Genomic DNA, 21079 nt, shown 5'->3' on the forward strand with positions numbered 1-21079 from the left:
CCGGCCCAGCACGGACGTGGCGTAGATGCTGACCGCTTCCCCTGGCACGTCCAAGGAGCGCCGCTAACCGCGTCTCCGGCTGCACGGGCACCTGCGCAGCTGTGACGGCATGGCTGACGGCTCCCGGACACTCGCCGTGGCACGGGGACGCCGACCAGCTCAAACAGGCGCTGTACGAGCGGCTCGACCACCCGCCCGAAGCTGCTGCGCCTCACCGATCCCGGCCTGCGTGAGCAGCTTTAGGCGCTGCTCGCCTCTGCCGCACTGATCGGCATCGGCACCGACGGAACGGCGATCGCCGTCGATATCGCCACCGCGGTCTGCAGCGGCGCCGGCGGCGGCACGACCATCCTGCGTACCCTCACCGCGCAGTTCCTGCACCAGGGCGCCCACGCCCTGATCCTCGACCACACTCGCATCTATCACCTCCACATCACCGCGCCGAACGCGACCGCGGCGGCACCGCGAGCGCCAACGTCAACGATCCCGCGCCCGCGACTCCTCAGCCCTGGTGGCACCGCACCTCGGTCATCTGGACCGCCGTCGCGGCAGTGGCGACGATCGTCGGCGTCATCGTGGCGAAGTGAGACTCCGCCGCAGCCGCCTGGATCGACTGGAGGACGACGTCCTCAACGAGAGCCGTCCGCTCGCCCCGATCCTGCGCCAGGTGATCGCTCTGGGCGGGCATGCTCACTCCGAACCGCTACGCACCTGGGCGCTGCGGGAGCTCCAGGGCTACGAGGGCACGAACGTGCCGATCCCCGACTACCGCAGGATCTCGGCACCCTTGGTCATTGACGGCCTCACGGGGATGTTCCAGTTCCGGGAACAGCCGGTCAGCATGTTCGACCTGCCGGACTTCGCCCGGAAGAGTCTGGGCGACGCGCTCCGCTTCGGGCAGGGTGTCGGCCAGATCGAGTCGCTCATTGCCCGGCATCCAGGTCAGACGGTGCAACTCGCTCCGGCTGTAGCTGCCGAAGTAGCCGTATTCATGAGCCAGAACTCTTCCCGGCAGGTGCTCAGGCTTACTGGGCTGTGCACCCGTCGGCCATGGAGGGGGCCCTGGACCAGGTCCGTACCCGGCTGGTCCAGCTGGTCGGCGAGCTGCGGGCCGCCATGCCGCACGGCCAGCAGGACCCGACACCGGACCAGGTCGCTCAAGCACTCCAGAACATCAACATCGTCACAGGCGACAACTCCTCCGTGACGGTCACCGCGCCCGTTGCAGTCGCGCACCGACGCGGCTCAGCACGTGCCGAGACAGGCGGAACGGCACAGCGCTTCCCACGGATATCGGTCGTGTGGACTGTGGCGGCCACCCTCGCGGCGGCCGCCGCGCTGTCGGCTTGGGGCATGTGGCTCTGACCCTGAACGGAAGCCCAGGAACGGCCATGTGATGCTTCTGAACCGATCCGGCAGACTTCGGTGATGGAAAACTTCGAGGTGCACGGATCCTGGTGGCTCCCGGGAGGGGCACCCACAACGGGGAAGCTCAGTTTCTCCGAAGACGGTCTGGCCCTGACTCTGTACGGTGCGCTGCTGGGCGAGGAGGGCCCCAGCGAGGGACCGGGGAGGCCGAATGGGGCATTCGTCCCATCATCCACGGCCGCGACCACAAGCAGCGCCCCATTACGCTGATTGATTCCTACGGCATGATCAGCCAATGGCCTGACCTTCAGGAGCAGACATTCGATGCAGATCTGGCGGTAGTTGGCGAGCATCTTCCGCATGCCGAGTTCAGCGGAATCCGATCCGACTTCGATCACCTGGCGGACTGGGTCGGGGCTCCATCGATTAGCAGAAGGCAGGCAGACCCGCGGGGAACTTTCGTTGACACCAAGGTCGCCGAGTCCGTTGCGACGACCTGGAGAAGTGCCTCTCTCGCTATCAGAAGCGGCGTGATCGGCTCGTCCGACGAAGCCCACGTATCAGTGAACCGCTGGTGCGCCTTCTCCGCTGAACCTGACTCCCCTCAGACATGGTCGGAGCTGCTTGAGACATACCTCCGTCCCTTCCGCGATCTCCTGATCCTGTTCTTGAGTAAACGACTGCGGATGGTTGACGTGGAGTTGCGTCCAGCAGAGAGCGACACGTGGCATCCGGTCTACTTCAGGACGCTCACACCAAGCAATGCTCCGACGCTGACGAGTATCTCCGCCTACACCGCACCCACCCTGCTCACTGCGGGCCTTGCTCCCCTACCTCTTACTGAGCTCCTACCGTTCTGGTTTGACCAGCACGAGGGCCTTCAGCCAGTTCTCGCTTTGCTGCACGCGCCGTTCTACGCGCCGTTTATTTACTCGGCCCACCGGTACGCCTCGTTCTTCCAAAGCCTTGAGGCGTATCACAAGGCCAAGAAGAACGAGTTCGGCAGCAAAAGACGTACCCAAGGGCGAGCACAAGGAACGCGTTGCGCAGGTCGTGGCAGCACTCGAGGCGGCCGGTCTGCCCGATGTGCACGTGCAGTGGGCGGGGAATGTGATCAGGGGGCGTAACGACAAGACCCTCAAAGAGCAGATCATCGATGTCGTGTCATCGACTGGAGTACTTGGCCAGCGGATCCTCAAAGAGGTTCCGGACTTTCCCACAGTCGTCAATCGTGCCCGCACTGGGGTCTCCCACGGTGGGGCAGATAAGGGTGCAAGCGCGACTCGCCGCCATTGGTGCGGAGAAGTGCTGTTGTGGGTGATGCGAGTTCGACTACTCCAAGACCTCGGCATCGCCCAGAGTGCCGCACGAGCGCTCCACAACCCGCGCTTCCAGTTCGCTCTAGAGCAACTCAGCACCGGAACTCAGGAATCTGGCGACACCGAGTCCTGAGTAGGGCTGTGCCAGTCGGCACGGCCCTACGCCCGGTTCGACGCGGCTACGCCGTCAGCAACCCCCGGCCGTGAACGGAACGACGACCAGGCCGTGGAGCTGCCCAGGCCCACGAACAGCAACTGCTGTCATAACAGCCCATCGACGGCGCGAGACGCACGTCACACCACCCCCCCCGATGTCACGGTTTCCGACCCCGCCAGCACTCCCTTGATGTGACGGGCGCACTGGGCGCGATATTGAGCGCACGGCTGCTCTACCAGTGGATCTGCGGACGCAGGTCCAGCTGGCCCGCCTCACCCAGCAGGGCGCCAGCGACCGTGTCTGTGCCCTGCCGCCGAGCAGCAAGGTCACCGAACGCAGGGCTGGCGAGGAACTGCGCATCGAGGTCGGTGCGGCTGGCGGAGATGCCCGTGACTGACTTCGAGATCCATTTGGAGACCGCACAGCTCGAACTGGAGCCCTTCCAGCGGCACACGATCAGCCACGCACCTGCTGTGTCTGCGCCAGAGCTGCCCATTCCGGTGGCCCCGCCACAGCAGCGTGGCAGCGTCGCCCGGGTGGAGTTCGCCCAGTTCTACCGACGGCGTCGACCCGACGCTGTTCGCCCAGCTCGCCGGGTACATCGGCCAGGTCAGCACCACCCTAGGCATGTCCGACGCGGACCGATACGAGCTGGAGCGCGTCGCCCAGGACCTCCACACTGAGGCGACCTCCGAGACCCCTGAGCCGGGCCGCCTGCGCCAGTTCGCCACCCAGCTCAAGGACAAGCTCCTGGACGCCGGTACCACCATCGCGGCCACGGTGGGCGCTCAGATGGCCGACCAGGCCCTCGCCGCGCTGGTCCAGTAGCTCTTACGGCAATGCCACGAGTCCTGGAGGATCCCTCATGACACGACGGGGCGCACCGGTCGGGCGGAAAGCCTACCGGGTCTACGCCGACCGAGTCGAAGCCGCCCCAGTAGGACGGGGGATGACCACTGGGACGGCACCGTCAGCGTAGGTGCTGACCGGTGGAACAGGGGCCCGGATCGACGAGGTTGGCGACCGGGCCCCTGCGGCTGCCGAAGGAGTCAGCGCTGTGTCGGCTTGGGGACTTGCTGCTGGTCGGTGCCGCCGCGCCGCAGGTGCTCCGGTTGCTCCTTGGTGGAGCTCGGCTTCTTCGTGCCCCGCTGTGTGGTCGACTTTCCTCGCGCGGCCGTCGCGGAGACACGCGTACCCCGGCCGCCCTTGGCGCCGGGAAGGGGGCGGGCCAACGCCTCCCCGAGACGACGCATCGAGGGGATTTCCACCGCGGCGGACGCGGCATCCCGCGACGCTGGCAGCGGCCCGCTGCGCCCCCCTCCGGTAGAGGCGTAGGTGCTGGCGGCATCTCCGAGTTCCTGCAACGCGGCGGCCGGTGCGTCGGACTCTTGCTTGCCGCCCCGCCGGAGCCGGTCTGCCCCCGCTTGCGCCCACTGCGCCACCTTCTCGCAGGCGCTGATCGAGACCTTGCGGATGAAGTTCCCCACGCGGTGGTCCCCCATCAGCCGGTCGATGTGCTCTCCAGCCCGCTCCCGCATGACGCTGAACAGGTGACCGACCGCACCGCGAACCGTCTGGATCTTCTGCCACTCCGGGAGGTCTTGGAGGGCGACAGCGTGCGTGTCGGCCTGCTGGAGGGCTGCGTTGACGGCCGCGGCCTTCTGCTGCAGGGCGGGCGCCGTCGTCCCCGGTCCAGCCGACTCCGCAGCGGCGGCAACTGCCTGATCCGGGACCGTGGTCGGCCGGGGCGCCGGAGCGGCAGACGGGACTTCCTCAGCGAAGGCCCGCTGCAACGTGGTGAGGTCGGCATCGAGGTCCGCGAGCAAGTCCTGTGCCGTGCCGTTCTCCGCAGGCACGTGCTCGTCCCAGGCGTCCAGGACCGACTGGAACTCGGCACGGATGTCCAACGGCCCGGTCGAGGGTTCCGCCACCGCGGTGTCTGCGGGCGAGGCCTTCGTGCCGGGCCACAGCGGCAGTTCTCCGAACAGCACGGGCACCTCCGGCTGCGCCGCCTGGAGGGCGTCTTCCAGGGCCCGGCGGATGCCGTCGACGGCGACGTCCACAGCGGGGTCATCACCCTCGGACGGCGGCGCGATGGAAGCGTTCTCCGTGTTCGGAGCGTTCGCAGGGGCGGCCGGTGCGGCCGGAGCCTCTTCCTGTGTCGCGGCGAGCGTGTCCCGCACTCGCTCCTGCAGGCGCCTGGAGTCGTACAGGAGATGGGCCAGCGGGAAGGCCAGCTGACGGCGCTCCGGGTGGCCCGGTTCGGCTGGCAGGGCACCACCCCAGTTGTCGACGGCCCCCTGGACGCCGTCGAGGTACTGCGTCATCTGCTGCGATCCGTGGGCATCGGACACCGCGGCCGCCAGGCCGTCGAGGTTGCCTACCAGCTCCCGGAAGTGATCGTTCTGCTCGAAGTCGGGGTAGGCCCGGGCGGCCGCGCTGGCTACCGCGTCGCGATGCTGTACGGCGGCATCGCGCAGATCGGCCCGCAGTACGTCCACCCGCTGCCGGGTCTCGTCACCGACGGCCGCGCCGAGCGGCGGACCGTAGGGGGCGCCGGTGAACGCGGAGTACATGACGGCCGCGTTGGCTGCTGCGTCCTCTGGCGTGTCGGCCAGGTAAGTGACGTCGGTGGGCAGGCTCCCGTCGTCCAGCCGTGCGAACCATCCGCCCTCGGGACCCGGGTGGACGGTGGCGATGACGAGGTCGCCGCGCAGCACGTTGCCGGAGTCGACGGGCTGGCCGTCCAGCCCGGACAGGCGCAGCCGGTAGCCCGGGTCCCCTGCGAGCGTCACGGTCTCGGAGTAGCGCTGGGGTGCGGGCGGTTCTTCGGTGGTGGGATTGCCCGGTGGCGCGTCGATGGTCTCCGGGATCGGCGGGGTGGTCATGGTTGGTTCCTCCGAGTCTTGCGCCGTCTCGTTGCCGGGGGCGTCCTCGCGCGCCGGGGTCGGGGCCGGGTTCGGCGGTGTGGCCGCCGGGTCGGGCCCCGGTGTCTGGTGGTCGCCGTCCGTCGTTTGGGGGCGGTCCTGCTCGAGGAACGGCGCTTCGCGCCGTGCCTCGTGCATCCCCTCATCCGAGACCGCGACTGCGGGTTCCTGCGTGTCCTGGGGTTCCGGTGCCGGATCGTCGTCCGTGGCGGCGGCTGCCACGGTGTCTTCCGGGGTGTCGTCGACTGCGGCCTGCGGCTCCGGTGCTTCCTCGGGCTCCGGCGCCGGATCGCCGTTCGTGACGCCGTCCGTCTCGGTGTCGGTCGTGACCGGTGCGTCCGCTGCGGACTCCACCGAGCCGGTGTCGGCGGCCGGTTCGCCGGGGTCCGGCTCGGTGCTGCTCTCGGGGGTCTCCGGCTCACCGTCGACGTCCGCGGATGCCTGTTCGTCGGGGCCCGGCTCGGCGGCCGCGCTCTCCAGGTCGACGGCGTCCTGCTCTGCGGAGTTCGCGGCGAGGGCGGCCAGCTCCGCCTCGAAGGCCTCCACCGTCGCTTGCGAGCGGGAGGCCAGGAGGGCGGCGGCCTCCCGTACCTCACCCAGCGGACCGCGCAGGTCCTCGCCGACGACAGGCTCCAGGGCGCCGCTCCAGACCGCCACCGTGTGGACCTGGCGCACCATGTCTTCCGGCGTGCCTGCTGGGTCGTCAGTCAGGAACTGCCCGGTGTCCCGGTACGCCGCCGCGAGTTGGGCCACGGGGTTGGTCGGCTCGCCGCTGCCGTCGGGCCGCTGCTGCCGGTCGGCCTCGTAGTAGCGCTGGACCGTGGGCAGCGCGTCCCACCGCGCGAACGCCTCCTCCAGCCGGTCGATGTCCGTCCGCGCTTCCTCGTCGGTGCTGTACGGCTCGGCGGGGTCGAGCGGCGGCACGTCCACGTCCAGGAGCACCACGTCCAGCCCCGGCAGTTCAGCGACGGCCGGTGCCTCAGCGGTTTCGGTCTGCACGGCGTCGTCCAGCGTCGGCGTCACCACGGCTGCGAGGGACTGCGAAGCCGTATCCGCTGTCGACGTCTCCGGGTGGTGGGCTTGGCGGTGCGCCAGAGCCAGTGCCTCACCGGCGGGGGCGCGGTTGGCGTACTCGGCGACATCGGCGCGCTCGGTCCAGCTGCACACACACCACGCCTCTACCCACTCCTGGGTCGGTCCGCCGAGGGTGACGGCCGTCGCATGAGGCACCTCGTCAGCAACCGCCGTGGCGTGGAGGCGGAGTCGGTCGAGCATCGGCGCCCATGCAGACATGTAGCTGTCGACGGCGGTGCAGGATGCGATCAAGGTCCCCGCCTGGTCCTCGATCAGGAGCGGAGCCAGGTCACCGGAGGCGGTGCGGCCTTGCCACTCCCGGCGGACCGTGTACGGGACGCCGGTCTCGGCGGTGATCGTCCACGAGCCGTCAGGGTGGTACTGGATCGCCTCCGACTCCCCGACCTCCGGCAGCATCCACAGTCCGGCGTCATATTGCATGCGGCGGGCGACGGCGAACCCGGCGGCCAAGTCCCCGCCAGCCTGAGCCGCATGCTCAGCGACGGCCGCCAGGGCCGCGCTCTTGCCCTCGCCGGAACCGATGCTGATCACGTCCCACCGGCCCGACGGCTCTACAGCGTGCCAGGTCGCCCGCCACATGATCCGCCGCGCGCCCTTGCCCTGGGCGTCGTGGGAGATCTCGTACTCGCCGACGGTCAGCCCGGGGCCGGTGACGGTGAACTCATACGAGGATGGCTCGCCGTTGCGTTCCCGCGGGCTGACGGTCAGCGTATCGACGTTGACGACCTCGGGCGTCGCCTCCTCGGCAGGCTCCGGCGCCGCGTTGCTGCCCTCCACCGCCGAGCCGGCGAGTCCGAGGGGTGCGGCGGTCTCGCGGGCGGTCTCGTTCGCCGCTTCCATGTGGGTCGCGCCATGCAGGGCGACCAGTGCGGCCCGGTCCTGGCGGGCTGCGAACGCCTCCGCCGCCGCCCGCTTCTGTGCCTTCGCGTCCCCGCCCGCAGCCTTCACCTTCGCTCGCGCTTCACGCATGGCGCGGTCGTCGCCCGCTTCGTACGCTTCGGTGATGATCTGATCCCTCAGAGCCTGGGCGGGCCACGGGGCGGTCTCTCCGGCATCCAGCGCGGCCGACAGCATCTGTCCGGCAAGCTCAGCGATTCGGTCGGGCCACTGCTTCCAGTGCAGGTTGACCACCTTCGGGTCACCTTTGGCCAGGGCCCGAACGAGGCTCTCAACGTCGCGGTAACCAGTGCGCCCGTCGAGGCCGTCCACCTCGTTCAGGAGCCGGTGAGACAGGCACCGCGCGCACACGGTGTAGCAGCCAAGCTCGCTGCCCTGGTCATTGTCGACGGCGACGGTGTACCGGGCCCCCGAGCGCTTCGCGCTGCACTTGCCGACGTACGGCTGCGACGCGTCGCAGTACGCGCCCGGCGTGTCGGCCATGTCGTCCGTGAGCTGGGCCACGACGCGTAGCCGCGCGTTCGGAATGGCGCCCTCGGCACGGTTCCAGATCTTCCACTCAGCAACGTACTGCCGGTTATCCGGGCCCTTCCGGGACCAGTCCTCACCGGTGCGGCCCTGCGCGCCGTCCGGGTCGGTCAGGTGCTCCCAGCCCCACCGGCACGACGCGATAAGGCCGATACGTCCGAAGCGGTGGATCAGGTACACGCCCTCTTCGAGTTGGACGCGGTCCGTGGTCGTCTCGAACTGGGGGGCCTGCGCCGTCAGGTGCCCGTACTGGGCCCACAGGGAAGCGAACCGGGTACGCGTCGCCGAGTCTTCACGGATGCGCGCCAGCACGGCGGTAAGGGGCCGGTCGTCCAGGTTCACGTTCCACCAGTAGGAGCCGTCAGCGTCGTGACCGGCCTCCCAGTGGTCCTCACCCGAAGGGGAGGACGTCGGGCGCAGCCGGAACGTGTGCCCTTCCGCCGTTGTCAGAATCCAGCCCGCCGCCGGTTCGCGCTGGTCGGTGAACGACACGGGGGCGATTGTCTCGCCCTCGACGAGCGCCGCTTGAAGCTGCGCCCCAACGGTTCCGCTGCCCGGGGTCGTTTCCGGCTGCGCCGGGCCCTTTGACGGTCCTTGCGCCGGGTCGCCGAACAACCCGAGCTGTTCCGTCTGGCCCGTGCCCTGGGAGGCCATGCCTTCCCCTTTTCGGGTGCGTTCGTTCGGCTGGTCCTGTGCGCCCTGTTCCTCCGGGGTAGGCGGGGTGGGCTCGTCGGCGGTGCTCGGGTTCGCCGTCGGCGCGGCGGCCGCCCGCTCGGTCAGGTGGGCGACGTCCGCGTGAAGCCGCTGGGCCTGGACGTCCAGGTGCTGACGCAGCTGGTGCAGCGTCAGGCCGACGTAGCCGTTGAGCACGTCGTCGTTGGTGGCCGCGAACAGTGCGGCCGCAGCAGCGTCAGCGGTCTCCATCGCCGCGGCGTTGACCCGGTAGGCGTCCACGCCCTTCGGGGCCGCGTCGATCGCCCCGATCGCGCTGCTGAGCGCCTGGATCTCGGTCTGCGGTCCGGTGCCGTCCGGCCAGACGAGGGTGGTGACCTCCGTGACCGCAGCGTGCAGTTCGAAGGTCCGCTGAGTCTCCAGCGCGACCTGGTTGCGGCTGCTGTGGCGGCCGAAGACCTCGGCGACGTCCTGCGGTGCCCGCCGCTCGCGGGGCACGATTTGGACCTCTTCCGTGAGGTTCAGGGTGAAGCCGTTGGGGGTGCCCTTGGCCACGTCGCGGGTGGAGAACCCCATGACGCCGCCCCGGCGATTGCTGCCGAACCGCAGCTCCGTGACTGCCTCGCCCCGGGTGCCGCCCTGGGCGATGAGGTCGCCCAGGCGGACCTGGGCCACGGTGCGGGTCTCTGGGCGCAGGTCGTCACGGTGTTCGGCCGGAATGAGTTGCGCCTGAGCGGGCAGGTGCCTGATGAAGACGCTCTCTGGGGTGGATACCTCCCGCCCGGTCTGGTCGAGGATCACGGCATCGAGCAGCGTGGTGTTCCGGTGGTAGTCGCGGTACCCGGGATAGACGGTGCCGGTGACAGTGACCGTTTCCGGCACGGGCACCCCCCAGGCCTCCCCGTCCCATTCGATGCTCCTGCCACTCACGACGACCGTGATCCGGTTGCCGCCCTGGAGCGCCTCGCAGGCGGCCTCGTGCGGGTCCTGCGACGCCGTGGCGACCGCAGCCTCCGGCTCGGCGGGCGCCTCCGCGGGCTGCTCGGCGTCTGACGGCGGCATGTCGGCGCTTGCGGGCTCGGGGGCCGTGCGGACCGCCATGATGCGCTGCGCCGCCGCCACTTCGGCGACCTCGATGCGCTTCACGCCGTAGGACCTCTCCAGATGGCCCATGCACAACGGGTCACTGCCGTTGAGGCGGTAGAGCTGCTGAGTGTCGTTGTCGTCGAGTTCGCGGCTGCAGTTCCCGCAGACACCGTCTGCAGGAAGGTCGAGGTCATACTTCCGGTAGTTCCCGTACAACTGCGTACCTGCGAGTTCTCGCGCTTGCCGTGCAGTGCGCACACATGCCTCGATCGCCCCGCCCCGGCTCTCGGCGGCCGCGAGCTGGCCCACGACCTCGCCATCGGCTTCGATGCGCGGCACGAAGATCGAGGTCAGGCTGTCGTCGTCCTGGTCCGCCTTCACCACGAACGGGATGCCGTCCACGGTGACGTCGAAAGCCACTTCGGCGGGGTTGGAGCGCAGACCGATCTCGCCGACCGTCACCGGGATCGGCGCACGCACCGGGGCCAGCCCATCCTCCGGCAGGTAGTCGGCGTACGACGTGACAGGCCGGGCGGGGATCGAGTCGACTTCCGGTAGATCCTCCAGCGGCAGCTGCTCCCCGGGCCCGTCGGCGGGCCGCAGGTCGGCGGTCGCGCCGTTGACGGAGTAGCGGTAGCCGGTTGCCTTCTTCCCGCTCCGGCTGAGGACGTGGAACTCGCCGGTGTGGCCGGTGCGGTCGGTGCTGACGTACCAGGTGTCCCCGGCAGGTCCGGGGGACATCACCTGTCCGGTTACCTGCTGGCCGCTCTGGTCGTCCCGCCAGGTCACCCACGAGCCGATGCCGTACTCCGCGGGAACCAGGCCGGGGGTGTCCTGCCGCTTGGTCAGTCGGAGGGAGGGCAGAGGCCGGAACGGCTCCAGGCGGTTGGCGCTCTTGAAGGCCCTGCGCCACCGGGCCAGGTGACCGGCCTGTTCTGCGGGCGAGTGGGATGCCTGCTCGTTCTTGGCTTCGACGACCGCAGTGAGTTCGCTGCGGAGCCGCTGATACCCGTCGACGGCCTCCTGGGCGAGGCCAGCGTCCGCAGGGACCTCAAGCAGGGTGAACGTCAGCCGCCCGTCGTCACTGGTCAGGCGCTCCCGTCCGTCGTCCTTCGTGGCTGCGCGCGCCGCGGGGGCTACCTCGGCGGCGGGTGCTTCGGGCTGCACGTCTTCCACGGTCATCTGCCCGTCGGGGACGCCAGCAGACTCCTCCTCCTCGGCTTCCTCCTGCTGCCTCGGGGCCGGGACGCGTTCGGGCTGCGCAAGGCCGAAGCTCTCGTACAGGTCCGCCGTGCCATACCCGTCGCCGTCCACTGCGCGGGCTTGCTCCGCTGGGTCTCCGTCCGAGCCGTTGGCGGGCTCAGGCACGGGAGCTGCAGGCGTGCCGGTCGCCGTGTCTGTCGGGGCCCCGGGCTGTTCGGTGATCTTGCCGTCGGTCGGCTCTTTCAGGGTGGTGGGGGACTGGGGAACGGAGGCGTCCAGAGAGCCGGCGGCCAGCGCGGCCAGGTACTGCCGCTGGTATCCCATGCCGCCCAGTCCGGCCAGCGGGGTGGAGGCGTCCGGCCACACCTGGAGCGCCGCGTCGGTGTAGGCCTCCCCGGCCAGGATGATGACCTCTTGCGCGCCGTCGACACCCAGATCGCGGGCCTGCTCTCGCAGTTGCTCGACGGTGACGGAGCCCAGTTGACCCATGCGGAGGTCGTAGGGCTCGATCTCCTGGTCCAAGGTCGCGAGACCGTGGAGCGCAGACAGGATCAGGACGGTGCCGCCCTCGGCGGTGAGGGCGTCCGCTGCCTCACGGCAGCTGCGGTGATACGAGCCCACGTACAGCTCACCGGCCGGAGCCTTGTGATCCAACTTGGCGGACCCACAGGGAATGATCACCAGAGGCCCGGTGGGCTCCTCGGTGGTCCGGCCGGCGTGGGCCAGATGCTGAGCCAGGCTCCACGTGACCCATTCCGGGTGCCTGGGCAGCGGCTGGCCCGCGTCCAGGGCGGTGCTCATACGGCGGACGTCTTCACGCTGGTTGACGTGCGAGGTGGGGTCGATGCGCATGTGCTCCAGCGGGGTGCGCACGTCCTTGTGCCACTTGTAGGGCCGCCAACGCACGTTGCTGGACCCCACGCTGACGATCACACCGCCGTGGGGGTGACGGGTACGAGAGCCCGGCCGGAACGGAGGCAGGTACTCCACGTGCATGCCGGGCTTGACCACACCTGGCCCGGCCACGATGCCCGGGACACCGCTCCAGAGTTCGCCCTCGCCCGCTGGGGCATGTTCCTGAAGCAGTGGCTGCACGATGTCCCCGCTGGCCGGGGCGTCTGAGGGCTCCGTCACCGCGCCGGGCAGGAGAGCGTCGGCAGGGGGCGGAGCAGTGTCCGCGACGAGCGCATCGACCGGTGATCGAAACCCGCGGGCCAGGACGTACGGTGTCGAACGGTCGGTGTGGTCAACCCGCTCACTGACCCACGGCCGACCGGCCCCCATGCCGTTGACGGCGGTACCCGAAACCTCACACCATCCGCCGTGGGCGAGCTGGACGGATTCCACGCGCAACCATACGGCGCCGCCGGGGATCTTCACTTCGGTGCCCGTGACCAGCTGGCCGCGGGAGTCTCCCGTGATCTCCCAGACGGTCGCCCCGCGGTCATCTGAACCGACGGCCGTGACCTCCCCAGCAGGCGCGGTCTCTGCTGTGACGCCTTCCTCCTTCTGGGGGGCGTCGGCTGGCGTGGTGGCCGCGGCACCGGGGGCCTCTACCCTCTCGCCGAGTTGGGCGAGACGTGCAGCGACCGTTCCGTCCGGGTCCCCGTGGACAGTGATGGAGGCGCGCAGGATAGCGACCTCGGACTCACGGGCGCTGTCCGTGAGCAGCTCGGGGTTGCGTGGCCGGAGGTCGTCCAGATCGAGCAGGGCCTCGCCCGCCTCGGACGAGGGTTCCTCCGCCGGGGTCTCGGCCTCGAAGCGGGCCAGCTGCTGCTGCAGTTCGTTGCGGCGGGCGATGGCCTTGGCCCGGCTGGCGACAACTGCGGCGGGATCGTCGTTGCCGGGTTTTCCCAGCTTGTTCACCGTGGCCTGCGCAGCGACCAGGAGGTCGACCAGACTCAGGTGCTCGCGCAACCGGGCCAGGCCGGGCACCTGGCCGCGCAGCTGCTCGGACTGGAGCAGTAGGTCATCTCGGGTAGCGCGCTTGGCCTGGAGGTTCCCTTCGTCCTCGGTCTGCTGATCGGGAGCCTCAGTGATGGTCTTCACCAGGCGCCGGAGGAGCGTTTCGCCCTTGATGTCGGGCAGTTCGGCGACGGCGCAGCGATGGAGGGAGCCGGGCAGGCCCTCCAGGTGCAGGCGTACGTGTGGTTCGCCGGTGTTGTCGCCGCGGAAGCCGACGGCCACGAGTTCCAGTCCGCCCAGCCGTCCGAGCCGCACGTCCGGAGTCGTCTGGCGTCCGTCCGGAATGCTGTTCCCGACCCGGGCGAGCGCCTGCATCAGGGGCTGGGCGGCGTCCTTGTGTTTGGTGTACGACGTGCCGTCGATCGTGATGCGGAAGTCGTTGCCGAGGACCGGCGTCAGGGACGGCAGCACCCGCGCACGACGGTTGGTGTCCCGGGACAACCGCTCGATGTGCGCGTTCATCTCCTGGACCTTGGTGAAGACCATGGCGCGCTGGGTGGCCCGGTTGCGCTGGTCGGTCTCCATCCTGCGCAGCTTCTTGCGCAGGTCCTCTTGTGCGATGAGGTACTCGTTCTTCGAGATGATCGCCATCGCTTCCTCGTAGGGAACGGTGGCGTCGTCCACTTCGAGGATTTCGTCGCTGTCGCTGTCGATGCGGGCCTTGTAGAGCCCGTCGAAGCCTTTGGACTTGGTGGCCAGAGTCCCGTACATGCGGGAGTCGAAGGTGCCCTCGGTGGCGACCCAGACGACCTCGACCTCCGCGTTCTGGTTGCCCGGACGCAGGGCGCGGCGGTCCTTCTGCTTCATCTGGTCGGGGCGGAAGTCGGGGTCGACGTGGTAGAGCGCGACGGCCCGGTTCTGCCCGTTGAAGCCCTTGCCCAGGAGGCCGGTGGAGCCGATCAGGACGTTGCAGCCGCCATGGTTGGCGCGTGCCGACAGCTTCAGTCGCTGATCGGCCCGTTTGGCATCGTGGGCGAAGTCGATCTTTTCGGCGGGCACGTCGCGTGCGATCAGGAGGTCTTTCAGCTCCTGGTAGGCGTTGAAGTTTCCGCGGTTGTTGCCGCCGGGGGTGCCGTTGTTGAGGAAGACGAACTGCAGCGCGCCCGGCACCGGGTGGGGGCGCGGGTCAAGGGTGCTGTAGTTGTAGCGGTTGTTCTTGGTCTCGTGGTACTTGGCGGCGATGCGGTCGGCGAGTACGACCAGTTTGTTGCCGGGTTCGGCGCCCGCCTCGATCAGCCGGGGGTCGAGAGCGAGGATCCGGGCGTCGGTGTTGATCGACAGGGCGTTGTCGGTCTGCCTGTCGACCTCGCCGAGGTGCACGGCTTCGTACCGCTCGCCGAGCTCCTGCATCCTCCGCTCTTGGTCGGCGGTGGCCGGCACGAGCAGGAGCTCCGGCTCACCCCCCTTGATGCGGGGCAGCGTGAGACCGAGGTCCTGGGCGTCCTTGAAGTCGACGACCGGTTGCCACAACTGGCGGATCAGGGACCTGACGCTGTGGAAGGAGGCGAACCGCTCGACGGACCGGAAGCCCTTGCCGTCGGTGGTCATCTCCATCCGCTCGACCATCTTGCCGAACATGGTGGCCCACGCGTCGAACTCCTCCGCCCCGATGTTGCGCAGCAGCTCGGGGTTGGCCATGCGCAGAAGGGTGTGCAGCTCACCGATGGCGTTGGACAGGGGAGTGCCGGTCGCCAGGACGCCGATCGGGCCGTGCGGCTTCTGCAGCCGGGCCATCTCCAGCGTCGCGTGCAGATGCTGGGCCTTGCCGGAGCCGGAGACCCGCGCGCCGGGGATCTTCGATTGGACGGCCAGGTTCTTGTACTCGTGCGCTTCGTCGACCGCGAAGAAGTCCAGGCCCAGATGGTCGAGGTAGACCTGACCGGGGATGCGGACAGCGTCCGCACGGCGCTTCAGTTCCTCTTCGCGGTTCTGGCGCCGCTCCTGCAACTGCTTGAGGCTGATCGACTTCCCTTCGCGCCTGCGCTCGTGAAGGATCTGCGCTTCCAGCTTGCGCAGTTCATCGTCGTTGTAGAACTCGTAGAACTCGGGGCTGAGCGGGATCGAGTCGAACAGGCTGTGCGACATGATGATCAAGTCGAAGCTGTTCGCCCGGACGTACTCGAACATTCGGTCGCGTTTGCCGTCCTCGAGGTCGCGGCTGGTGAGCGTGAGGATCCGCGCTCTGGGGAAGATGCGGCGAACCTCTTCCTCCCACTGCTCCACCAGGTAGTTCGGCACCGCCACCAGGGGCTTGTCGATCTGACCGGTGTTCTTCATGGCCATCATGCCGATGGCCATGGTCGCCGTCTTGCCTGCTCCGGGCTCATGCGCGAGGACCAGGCATCGTTCGTGGGCCATCCGGGCCGCGGCCGCCAACTGGTGGTCGTACGGCTCGAAGTCGGGGTCCAGCCAGGCCAGGGAGGGGCGGGAGCCGGTGAAGTCCCGCACTGCCCGGGTGTTCATCGAGCGGTTGTAGACGTCCGCGGCCCGGGCGGCGCGGAAGGAGTTGTCCAGGACCCACGACTCGAACGCGTCGTGCCATTCGTCGGCCTTGACCCGTACCGCCCGTGCGGCGTCTTCGTCCTCCGGCGGCCGCCCGACCATGGAGCCGCCGTTGAGGACCTTGTTGAGCAGGGCGAGCGGGTGCAGCCCGCCCGCGCTGTGCCGGATCTCGTTCTCTTCGCTCAGGCCGCGGCCCTTGAGGATGTGCCAGTTGCCGCCGCCGGAGTGCTGGATGGTCAGGTGGGCGTCGCCCAGGTACTCCCGGAAGAACGACTGGACCATGTCGTCGGGGAGCCAGGACGCCCCCAGCCGGATCGCGAACTGGCCGGGCAGCAGTTCGCGGGGCTGGACGCGTTCGAGTTCGGCGACGTTGACTTCGAAGGCCGTATCCCGCTGGGCGGCCTGCCGGGCGATCTCCAGCTTGGTGCGGACGTCGCCGGAGAGGTAGTCGGCGCTGTAGAGCAGTTCGCCGGTGAGGGGGTCGGTGAACACCGAGCGGGCGAGACGCCGGCGGGCTTCGTCCTCGTCGACCTGGAGCATCCACGCGATGTGGGGGAGGTCGACGAAGCCGCGCTCGGCGACCACCGCGTCCAGCGCCTGCTGCGGGTCGTCGGTGTGCTGTCCGAGCACACTGGGGCGGACGGCCGGGGCATGGTCGAGGAGCTCCGAGACGTGCACCGCCTCGGTGTCCGCATCCCAGTACTCCAGTGCCAGGACCTCGTAGGACTGCGGGTCGTTGAGGAAGTACCCCCAGGCCGTCAGCCCTGTGGTGCGTTCACCGCTGTCCGTCTCGGTAGTGACGTTGCGCTGCTGCCGGGGACGTGACAGGGCCCCGTACGTGGCGACGTACCGCTCGTAGGTCTCCTTGGTCAGGCAGCGTTGGGCGTCGGCCAGGGCGGCGTCGGAGGCGGACCGGTCCAGCTCGTTCAGCCCGCGCACCAGCTCTTTGAGCTCGATAAGCGCGGCCAGTTGGGCGTGCTGCTCGGGGGGCAGTTCGACGGCGACGGACTCGCCCTCGCCGGTGGCCTGCCACAGCTTGCCCTCCGCGTCCGCAGACAGACGGCCGGTGAAGTCCTCCAGTTCGACGGCGGGCCGCAGCCTCAGCCTCGGCCGGTACGGGCCGTCGGGGTGCGGCTGGTACCAGCGCCGTTCGAGCACGGCCCGGTCGGTGATCTGCCGCAGTGCGGCGCGCAGCGCGTCGGCGACCTCCGGGTCGCCGTCGACGGCAAGCTGCGGCCCGTGCTGGCCCATGCGGGTGGTCAGGGTGCCGAGCACCTGCTCGGGGTGGGCGGTGAAGTAGTCGTTGACCGGCACCCGGTGATCACCGATCTCCCGCTTCTGCGAGGTCATCCAGGTGTTGTCGAGCGGTTCCTCACCGTCGACGCGGCGGCGCAGGATGAGGATGTCGGTGACCACGTCGGTGCCTGCGGAGCGGGCGAAGGCCTTGTTCGGCAGACGGACCGCGCCCAGCAGGTCGGCGCTGTCGAAGAGCTCGGCCCGGGCCGCGTCGCTCTCGGCGTCCAGGGTGTGCCGGGAGGTGATCAGGGCGACCACACCACCCGGGCGGGTCAACGCGACCGACTTGACCAGGAAGTGGTTGTGGATGCGGTGACGGCCCCGGTTGTGCTTCGGGTCATACAGTGCGACCCGGGCGAAGGGCACGTTGCCGACGACCGCGTCGAAGGCGCCGTCAGGGGCGACAGTATCGGCGAAGCTCTCGTTGAGGACCTGCACGCCCGGGGCCAGTAGACGGGAGATGGCCGCGCTGGTCGGGTCGATCTCGACACCGGTCAGCCGGGCCCCCTCGGGGGCGGTACCGAACGTGACGCCGGCGCCGGACCCCGGCTCCAGGACATCACCGACGCCGTCGAAGCCGAGATCGGCCAGTGCCTGCCACAGGGCAGAGGTGATCTCGGGAGGGGTGTAGTGGGCGCTGAGCGTGGACGCGGCCGCCGCACGCCACTCGGCATCGCTCAGCAGCACCCGCAACGGGTTGCGGACGTCCGCGAAGGACTCCCAGCGGGCCAGGGCGGCCGGGTAGCTGCCCTCCCGCTCGCCGCCCGGACCGAACACCGGATCGCTCTCCTGCGGCCGGTCGGCGAAGACCTCCGGCACCGAGCCCCAGCCCGACCAGCGGGCCAGTACCTGCTGTTCGTCGGCGGTCGCCGCAGTCCGCCCCTCCTCCTGAATGCGTTTGAGGACGCGGACCGCTTCGAGGTTGACGAAGGCTTTGGCGCGCTCGCCCGCCGGGGCGAGGTCGTCCTGGGAGGCAGGACGGAAGCGGTGAGACACCAGGCGGCCAGCTTGGTCGAGCGCCCGCGCCTCAAGCTCCCGGGCGGCGTCTACGTCGAGGGCAGCTCCGCGTCCCGGCTCTCCTCCTCCGGCTCCAGGAACACCAGCTCCCTCAGCGCCTGCTCCCGCGCCATCTGCTGGGCTGTCTTCAGCTTGCCCGCCCGCCTCTGGTGGTCCGTCTCCCGCATCGCTTCGCCCATCCGCTCCCCGGTCAGCTCCGCGATCCGCTCCTGCACCGCCACCGCCAGGTCCTGGAAGAACGCCTCCGGGTTCTCCATCTGCGACAGCTCCCGGGGCCGGTAGGTCTCCCAGTGCCGGCGGGCCTTCGCCGCGTACTCGCTCATCCTCTGCCTCCCCGTCCTGCGATGTCCCAGCACTCGCATTATCCGGCGCCAGCGGCTGCAGGCCGTGCGCCTCCATACCGGCACCGATGTCGTCCAGGGCGCGCAGAACGTGCGGGCGAGCCCGTTTGGCCCGCTCCCGGGTCTTGCGGTCGTCGGAGTCGAGTTCCTCGTCCAGCTTGTCGACCAGGCGCAGCCCCAGGTGTTGCAGTACCGGCAGGGTCCGCTCCGGCATGGGCCGGGCGTGCACCATGATCTTCTTGCCGTTCGCGTCCCACGACTGCGTGCGCCGTGAGCCGGCGAGCCGGTTGATCAGATACTTCTCTGCCTCCGTGGCCAGCGTCAGGTCGCTGAAGTGGGTGGTGAGCTGGTCGACGAACGAGGGGGGCAGTTCGATGGCGACGAAACGGCCCCAGGTGCGGGTGTCATACGTCTTGGAGTCGGCCTCGTACTGCTCGATCAGCCAGCGCAGCGCGTCGGTCCGCCACAGCGCATCGTGGGTGATGTCCTTCTCGCGCCACATCCGGGCTCGCCAGCCCGGGTACCAGTCCCTGAGTTCGCCGTACGAGCGGCCGTCGATGCGCATCCGCAGGGTGCTGCTGTCGGGCGAGGACTCGTACCGGATCCGGCCGTCCGTCTCCAGCAGCGTCATGAACGCCTTCTCGTCGCGCTGCTTCAGCTCCTGGTCCAGTACGGCCTTGCGGGCGTTGAACGTCTTTGTCACCCGCTCCTTGGCCGGGATGGAGCCCGCGAAGTCGGTCTCGTCCAGCTTCTGCGTGCGCAGGAACTCTCTCGCCTCGGTGAGCTCGATGTCGTCGAGCTCACTGACGGGAGGCTGCTCGCCCCAGGTGCGCAGGCGGCGGTCGGCCAGCTCCCCGCCGACCGCCGCCACCCGGGCCTTGAAGGCCTTGGCAGCCTCCGAAGGGTTCCGCAGCCGGTCCTTGACCAGCTGCGCGCCTTCGGCCTGCAGGTCCTCGTCGGTCATCTGGTTGACCGGTGTGCGGCCTTCCAGCTCAGCCGCCGTACGGTGGCCCTGCTCGACCCGCAGCAGCCCGTCACGCTCCAGGCGTGCCGATGACACCGCCGATCGGTCCACCCAGATGCCGGACCGGTCGCGTCCGGCGGCGGCCAGAGCCTCCCGCTCGGCGGCGATCTCGCCGTCCTCCATCCCGGCTGGGTCAGGACGCCCCTGGAGCCGGGCGATCTCCCGCTGCTCGTGCTCCTTCTTCAGCGGGGCGATCCGCTCGACGATCCTGCTGTGCCGCGGACTGCCGAACGTGGCGCTGGCCCGCTCCTCGTTGAGCCGCGCCAGTTCGGCGGCGAGCTGCTCGTCCGTCAGGTCCCTGGGGACCAGCTCCGGCTCCGGCTCTGGCTCCGGAGAAGGGGCGAGCTCGGGTGCGGCCGGGCTTCGCGGTGTCGCGGCCGGAGGCGGGGCGGCGGGCGCGAGGATGCCACGCAGCCGGTTCTCGTCCGCCCGGATCTCCACCATGCGGCCCTCGGCGTACAAAGCCCGCGCGAGGCGGTCGACGCTCTGAGCCCGGGAGATGGGCCGGGTGGTGGAGGCCGTGACGTACGCCTTCGCGAACCCGCTCCAGGTGAAGCCGCAGGACCGCAGCAGGGCCTTGAGGTCGTCGTCCCGCTCAGTGCCGTGGACGAACGGCCGGTCACCGGCGTAGTAGATCCACACCCGGTCCCGCGCGTCGGGATCCAGTTGGGCGATGCGGTGCTGCCAGACGACGTTCTTCACGAAGTCGTTCGACCGCTCGCCGGAGATACGCCGCCCGTCGCGCATCTCCCCGACGAACGCGCTCTTGCGGGTCTTTGCGTCACGCTTGAGGCTCCCCCGAGCGATCAGCAGCCCGTCCGGGTCGAAGACCTCCACCTTGTCGTAAGTCCAGGCGTACGCGTACTCGTGTCCGTCGTCGGTGTCGTACGTGTCCGCGTCGGCCGGAGCTGAGCCCGACCAGCGTGCTTCCGGGTCCCGGCCCCGCGCCTGGTCGAGCATGCCCCGCCCGTACGGCGAGCGGAGCCGGTCGAGGAGGCCGTCACTGGACCAGTCGAAGGGATCCCCCGCGGCGTCGCGCCACTGGTCCATCGCCTCGGCTAACTGGCGGGCGGCCTCGCCACCCTGGTCCTTTTCCAGCATCAGCACCGGTTGCGCGGTCCCAGCGTGGAACACACCCCACAGGTACGGCGTGACGGGACGGTGGGGGATGTGCATCCGGGCGATGACCAGTGCTTCACCGACGAGCTCCACCTCACTTGCACGGTCTGCCCGTGCGCGGACGGTGAACCTGCGCTGGGCAGCCTCGTCCTTCGTCTCGGCGATCCGGAAGCCGTCGCCGTCCTCGATGCGCCAGTGGCTCAGCACCTGTTCCGGCGTCGCGAACCGTTCCCCCATGCGCACTCCCCGTGCCGTGCCCCACCACGTGGCACGTCCGCAACACGTGCCACCTCGTACTCACTTGACCCTACCGATCAAGGTTGCAAACCTCGATTCACATACGCGTGCCACTACTTGTGACGCTCGGGGGAGGGAGTGTCGGGGTAGAGGTTCTGGTCGACGTCGGTCCGGGCGGCCGTGAGCGCGACGGTGTCCTGGAGGCTCGGAAGCTGTCAAGCTGTCTTGAGTGCGGCGATGTGCCGGGCGCGTTCTTCCAGTTCCCGGACTCCGGCGACCTGGCGGTAGGCCGGAAGTGCCTTGAGCATGGTCTTCAGGTGCTCGTC

Annotated in this window: 7 protein-coding genes and 2 pseudogenes; 6 read left to right on the plus strand and 3 right to left on the minus strand. The window is 69.4% G+C overall.

What is annotated here, in order from left to right; all coding sequences use genetic code 11:
* Positions 1 to 159: 159 nt before the first annotated feature.
* Both ACZ52C_RS40720 and ACZ52C_RS40725 read right to left on the minus strand, forming a co-directional pair.
* On the minus strand, positions 160 to 411 hold the full coding sequence (locus ACZ52C_RS40720; RefSeq protein ID WP_469079582.1) for a hypothetical protein: 252 nt from the start codon (positions 409 to 411) through the stop codon (positions 160 to 162).
* Positions 412 to 502: 91 nt separating this feature from the next.
* Entirely contained in the window at positions 503 to 688 is a 186-nt protein-coding gene (locus ACZ52C_RS40725; protein WP_469079587.1) for a hypothetical protein, read from the minus strand.
* Between ACZ52C_RS40725 and ACZ52C_RS40730 the strand changes: the two are divergent.
* The 6 genes and pseudogenes from ACZ52C_RS40730 to ACZ52C_RS40755 all read left to right on the plus strand — a co-directional run.
* Positions 668 to 940 (plus strand): annotated as a pseudogene (locus ACZ52C_RS40730) (AbiTii domain-containing protein); the annotation flags it as partial. The gene ACZ52C_RS40725 and the pseudogene ACZ52C_RS40730 sit on opposite strands and share 21 nt — an antisense overlap.
* A 110-nt stretch (positions 941 to 1050) precedes the next feature.
* Positions 1051 to 1365 (plus strand): hypothetical protein, encoded by a 315-nt coding sequence (locus tag ACZ52C_RS40735; protein ID WP_469079588.1) that lies wholly within the window; start codon positions 1051 to 1053, stop codon positions 1363 to 1365.
* 92 nt (positions 1366 to 1457) lie between these two features.
* Positions 1458 to 2117: pseudogene (locus ACZ52C_RS40740) on the plus strand (ApeA N-terminal domain 1-containing protein); the annotation flags it as partial.
* A gap of 112 nt (positions 2118 to 2229) precedes the next feature.
* Entirely contained in the window at positions 2230 to 2820 is a 591-nt protein-coding gene (locus ACZ52C_RS40745) for a HEPN domain-containing protein (protein ID WP_469079583.1), read from the plus strand.
* 262 nt (positions 2821 to 3082) lie between these two features.
* Complete coding sequence (locus ACZ52C_RS40750) at positions 3083 to 3241, plus strand: hypothetical protein (protein ID WP_469079584.1); 159 nt, start codon at positions 3083 to 3085, stop codon at positions 3239 to 3241.
* 122 nt (positions 3242 to 3363) lie between these two features.
* A complete protein-coding gene (locus ACZ52C_RS40755) occupies positions 3364 to 3672 on the plus strand; it encodes a hypothetical protein (RefSeq protein ID WP_469079585.1) in 309 nt (102 codons plus the stop codon).
* 221 nt (positions 3673 to 3893) lie between these two features.
* On the opposite strand, the gene ACZ52C_RS40760 is transcribed toward ACZ52C_RS40755, so the two are convergent.
* Positions 3894 to 20753, minus strand: a complete 16860-nt coding sequence (locus ACZ52C_RS40760; RefSeq protein WP_469079586.1) for a DUF6884 domain-containing protein — start codon at positions 20751 to 20753, stop codon at positions 3894 to 3896.
* Between the last annotated feature and the right edge of the window lie 326 nt (positions 20754 to 21079).

It is taken from the genome of Streptomyces sp. NPDC034049, from assembly GCF_055575575.1.

Excerpts from the sequence above, each read along its gene's own strand:
- ACZ52C_RS40725 (WP_469079587.1), bottom strand. The coding sequence starts at position 688 with ATGCCCGCCCAGAGCGATCACCTGGCGCAGGATCGGGGCGAGCGGACG.
- ACZ52C_RS40735 (WP_469079588.1), top strand. The coding sequence starts at position 1,051 with ATGGAGGGGGCCCTGGACCAGGTCCGTACCCGGCTGGTCCAGCTGGTC.
- ACZ52C_RS40760 (WP_469079586.1), bottom strand. The coding sequence starts at position 20,753 with ATGGGGGAACGGTTCGCGACGCCGGAACAGGTGCTGAGCCACTGGCGC.